This is a genomic window from Streptomyces sp. NPDC047917 (genome assembly GCF_043204345.1).
GTDB lineage: Bacteria > Actinomycetota > Actinomycetes > Streptomycetales > Streptomycetaceae > Streptomyces > Streptomyces sanglieri.
Map to the genome: position 1 here is coordinate 1 of NZ_JBIDCA010000040.1, position 3,918 is coordinate 3,918.

Genomic DNA, 3,918 nt, shown 5'->3' on the forward strand with positions numbered 1-3,918 from the left:
ATCAACGTCCCCAGATCATCACTCGACCCACGCGACTTCGACGACAGACTCGTCAGAACCTGCGCCCCCATGTCGAACTTCATTCAATCCCCCTGTCGAACAGAGCAAACAAATGTGCTGACCATCCCTATCAACTCCGGGATGCCGAAGGCAATCGAGGGCCCTGGACCTGTGGACAGTCTGTGACATGGCCGCCGAACAACCGTCACGGGCAATGAGGTGCGGAAACGGAGCACTTGACCGGAGCGCGGAGGACGGGAGCCCTCCCGGTGCGAGGGGGGCCCGAGGATCTCCGGCAGATCTTCACGCCGTGCACACGGCCGTGGGCGACGGCCGACCGTCTGTCGACCGCCTGCCGACCCGGCGGATCACCACGATCCGCCGAGCCGCTTCACCGTCGATTCGATGAACGCGGCCGCTTCCCGCTCGGAGATCTGTACGTGGTCGATGTCGTTGTGCCCGAGCTCGTAGAGCCTGAGGTACTCCGTCGGCTCCCAGCGAAGAGCACGGGTGAAGGCCTCGTCGTGCGTCTTGGCCTCCCTGCCGACGAGACGCCGCCGCAGGATGCCGCGTGGGCCACTGCGCGGATATCCCTCACTGATCTTCGCGTAGTACGTGATCCTGCCGGCCGCTCCGGCATCGAGGGCGTCGAGAGTGCTCGGGGCCAGCGTGAGGAACGGCTCGGCGTTGAGATTGGACTCGAACTTCCCGTACGGGATCATCACTCCATACAGGTCGATGAACTCCTCGATCGAGTAGCCACCGCCCCGCCCGTACATGAGCAGCAACGGCTCGTACGGGTCAGGGAGCTCCGGAAGGGCGACCTCGCTCTCGGCCCGGAGCGCCGCCCAGCGCACGGCACCCCGGCACGTCCTCGCCGTGGACGGCGTGCCGACGTTGTGCGCCACGTAGTCCTCCAGCTCGGACTCCATGTCCGGGTCCAGCCGGAACGCGGGATCGACGAACTCGGTGACGTCGAAGAAGGGCCACTTCTCACCGGCGCCGTACGCCTGAGCCCACAGCGCCGCGCGACGCATGTGCTCCCGCATCAGCAGGGCGCGGGAACGCGAGTGACCCGCGGCCAGGTCCCAGTCGCCGTCCCAGTCGACCGCGCGCAACCGTTCCAGGACCGCGCGTGGCGGCTCAGCGCTCACTCAAGATCAAATCCCTTCAGGTGCGGCTCCCGAGGAACAGCCTTCGCCGCGTCGTCGGCACCGGACGAGCCGCGGGGTGTCCGGGGAACTCGCGGGCGCCCGTCAGGCCATCACCCCGTCAGGCCATCACCTGGACACCCAGTTTCTGGAGGAGCAGCCGGCAGACCTCGCACGGCTCCGTGGTCCTGCCGTGATCGGGGTGCCCTTGACCACGGATCATCTTGGAAATGATGGCGGATCCCGCGAAGTGCGGCGTGGCTTCGTCGAGGGTTGTCGTGCGGCCGTCGCCCCGTGCCGAGTCGAGCGCCCACAACTGGTCGGACACCAGGGCGGATTCGGCGCAGCGCCCGGTGAACGGCTTGCTCACGTCGGCCGGCAGCGTGGCGACGAACGACCGGATCGCCGGATGGAGATCGGCGGTCCCCTCCCCGACCAGGCTGGTATGGCTGACCACCTGGCCGCCGATCAGCAGGGAGGAGGCCACGGCGGGATATTGCTCAGACAAAGAAGTCCTCCGCGTCCAGGGGGGCAGCCCCGGTCAGAAACCTGGAAAACGCATCTGCGTCGTTCGCTCCCATGTAATAACCACCGGTGTGGTGGAGAACGAAGAAGCGGCCCTGTTCGTCGATCAGAATGATTCCGTATTCGAGGGACTCGTAACCGATGGGGAAGAGTTCCGTGCCGAGTTCGAAGGCCAGCTCTTTGATGAGCGCGGCGTCGCCGTCGTATCCGAACGTCGGGTTCATGATCCACGCCGATTCCCGATCGGTGGGATGAACGAGTCGCAGATTTCCGTAGCTGCGGATGGCGCGGACTGCCTGCGGTGTCGGGATCAGGGTCACCCCGTGCTGCTCGGCGTCCTTCAGTCGAATCTGAATCAATTCCTCGGCAAGGTCCCCGATGTCACGACTCGGAGACCAGTCGCACGCAGTCAGCCAATTGCGCACTTCGGGTGTCAGCTGTTCAGGGTTCACTATTTGTTCCGTTTCGTGAAACAGGGGTGCTACGAGTGTACTCGAATGCCCAGCTGAGGCAGTACGTGCTCGCAGGTGCGGCAGGGGGGCAGGAATTCATTGTGCACGCGGTCGAGTTCCCCTGTGACGCGGTCGCGGAGGTCGCCGATCTGGCGTGAATGCATCACGCCTCCCTCCAGGGCGTCCTTGGCGTCGTCAATTGTGCGAATCGATTTACCCGTGGGGTCGATCTGATGCAATCGATCGCTGATCAGTGAAATCTCGGCGCATTTGCCGTGCCCTATCCCCTTGGTTTTCCCTTGGGCTTCAAGCGTTTTTTCCACGTTCTTCAGGATGTCGTCGAGCACGGCATGCCGCTTCGGGAGCTTCTGGCCGTGCATCTTGGTGGTGCTGCTGTGCGCGGTGATCGTGTTGTCGTGCAGGAAGCTTCCGGCGCAGCCGGATTCGAGGTGGTTCAGGCCGGCGGGTGCCGCTCCGGCCGGAGCCTTCAGCGCGTCGTCGGCGAGAGCGGACGCCTCCCGCTCCAGAAGAGGCAGCTGATCCTTCAGAGGCAGGTGCGAGACGTCCAGGGCGGGGCGCCGGTAGTGCCGCATCTTGTCCGCGCTCTGGCCGTGCCAGCCGGGCTGAGGGTCCACGGGCTTGCCGTGCGGCTCGTTGCCCGGGCCGTCGCCACCGGGGTGATCCGGGCCGTCGGGGCCGTCGGGACCGTTCGGGCCATCGGGGTCGTGCGGGACGCCGTCGTCGTGCGGGACGCCGTCGTCGTGGGGCAGCGTGTCGTCGGATCCGTGGTGCGGGGTGCCCTCGTCCTTGCCGTGGTGGGCGGCGTCGTCGGCGTGGCTGTTCGGCGTGTGGTCGTTGTGGTGGGGCGGGGTCGGGTCGTGCGGACCGCGCGGGCCGTCACCGTGGCCGCCGGTGTGGGTGTTGGGCGGTTCGTGTCCGGCGGTGGGGCCGTGGCCGAGGTCGTCGGCGTGACCACCGGGAAGGTGGTCGGCCGCTCCTGCGTGGGGGAGGCGGTTGCCCGCGTTTCCGCCGGGGAGGTTGTCACCGGCGTGGCCGCCGGGGAGGTTGTCGGCGGGGTTGTGGGTGGTGGGCAGGTCGTCCGCGAGGCGGCCGGTGTCGCCGAGGTCGCTGCCGAGGTGGATGACGTTGTCACCCGCGTTGGCGCCGACGTGTGCGACGTTGTCGGCGGTGTTGGCGCCGGCGCCGACCAGGGCCGGTTCCCTGACCGGGGCGTCGGGATGCGGGGTGGTGGGGTCCGGGGTGTTGGTGTGGGGGGTGGTGGGGTCCGGGCCGTCGGTGTGCGGGACGGTGGGGGAGGGCTCCTTGGGAGCGTCCTCGGCCTTCTGGACGATGTCGCCGTGTTCGTCGAGGAGGTTGCCGTCGTGGTCGAAGTACTGGACGGGTGCTTCGGTGTGGGTGGGGAGCTTGGTGGCGTTCTCGGGCAGGACGGGGACGTCGTCGGGGAACTTGACGTTCCCGTCGGGGAGCTTGATCCCGCCCTCGGGGACGGGTGCGCCCTCGGGGAGGTGGAAGGTGCCGTCGGAGAGTTTGAGGGAGCCTTCGGGAATGGTGATGGCGTCGTCGGGGAGTTTGGGGATGTCGATGTTGCCGATGCCTTTGAGGCCTTTGGTGATGTCGCCGATCTTGGAGAGGCCGGCGCCGGCGCCTTTGGCGATGTAGGTCATGGGGTCGATGACCTTGCCGGCCTTGCCGGCGACGGAGAGTACCTTCGCGACGGCTCCGGCTTTGCCGGCTCCGGCTGCGGCGCCGCCGGCGCCGCCGGTGAAGAC

Annotated in this window: 4 protein-coding genes; all 4 read right to left on the minus strand. The window is 67.2% G+C overall.

What is annotated here, in order from left to right:
* Positions 1 to 368: 368 nt before the first annotated feature.
* On the minus strand, positions 369 to 1,154 hold the full coding sequence (locus ACGF8B_RS42005; RefSeq protein ID WP_392748199.1) for a hypothetical protein: 786 nt from the start codon (positions 1,152 to 1,154) through the stop codon (positions 369 to 371).
* 118 nt (positions 1,155 to 1,272) lie between these two features.
* Positions 1,273 to 1,659 carry a YwqJ-related putative deaminase gene (locus ACGF8B_RS42010; protein WP_392748201.1) on the minus strand — a complete coding sequence of 129 codons (387 nt, stop codon included), beginning with the start codon at positions 1,657 to 1,659 and terminating at the stop codon, positions 1,273 to 1,275.
* Positions 1,652 to 2,128 carry an SUKH-3 domain-containing protein gene (locus ACGF8B_RS42015; protein WP_392748203.1) on the minus strand — a complete coding sequence of 159 codons (477 nt, stop codon included), beginning with the start codon at positions 2,126 to 2,128 and terminating at the stop codon, positions 1,652 to 1,654. The genes ACGF8B_RS42010 and ACGF8B_RS42015 overlap by 8 nt, the downstream gene beginning before the upstream one ends.
* 29 nt (positions 2,129 to 2,157) lie before the next feature.
* A partial coding sequence (locus ACGF8B_RS42020; RefSeq protein ID WP_392748205.1) for a YwqJ-related putative deaminase occupies positions 2,158 to 3,918 on the minus strand: 1,761 nt, incomplete at its 5' end.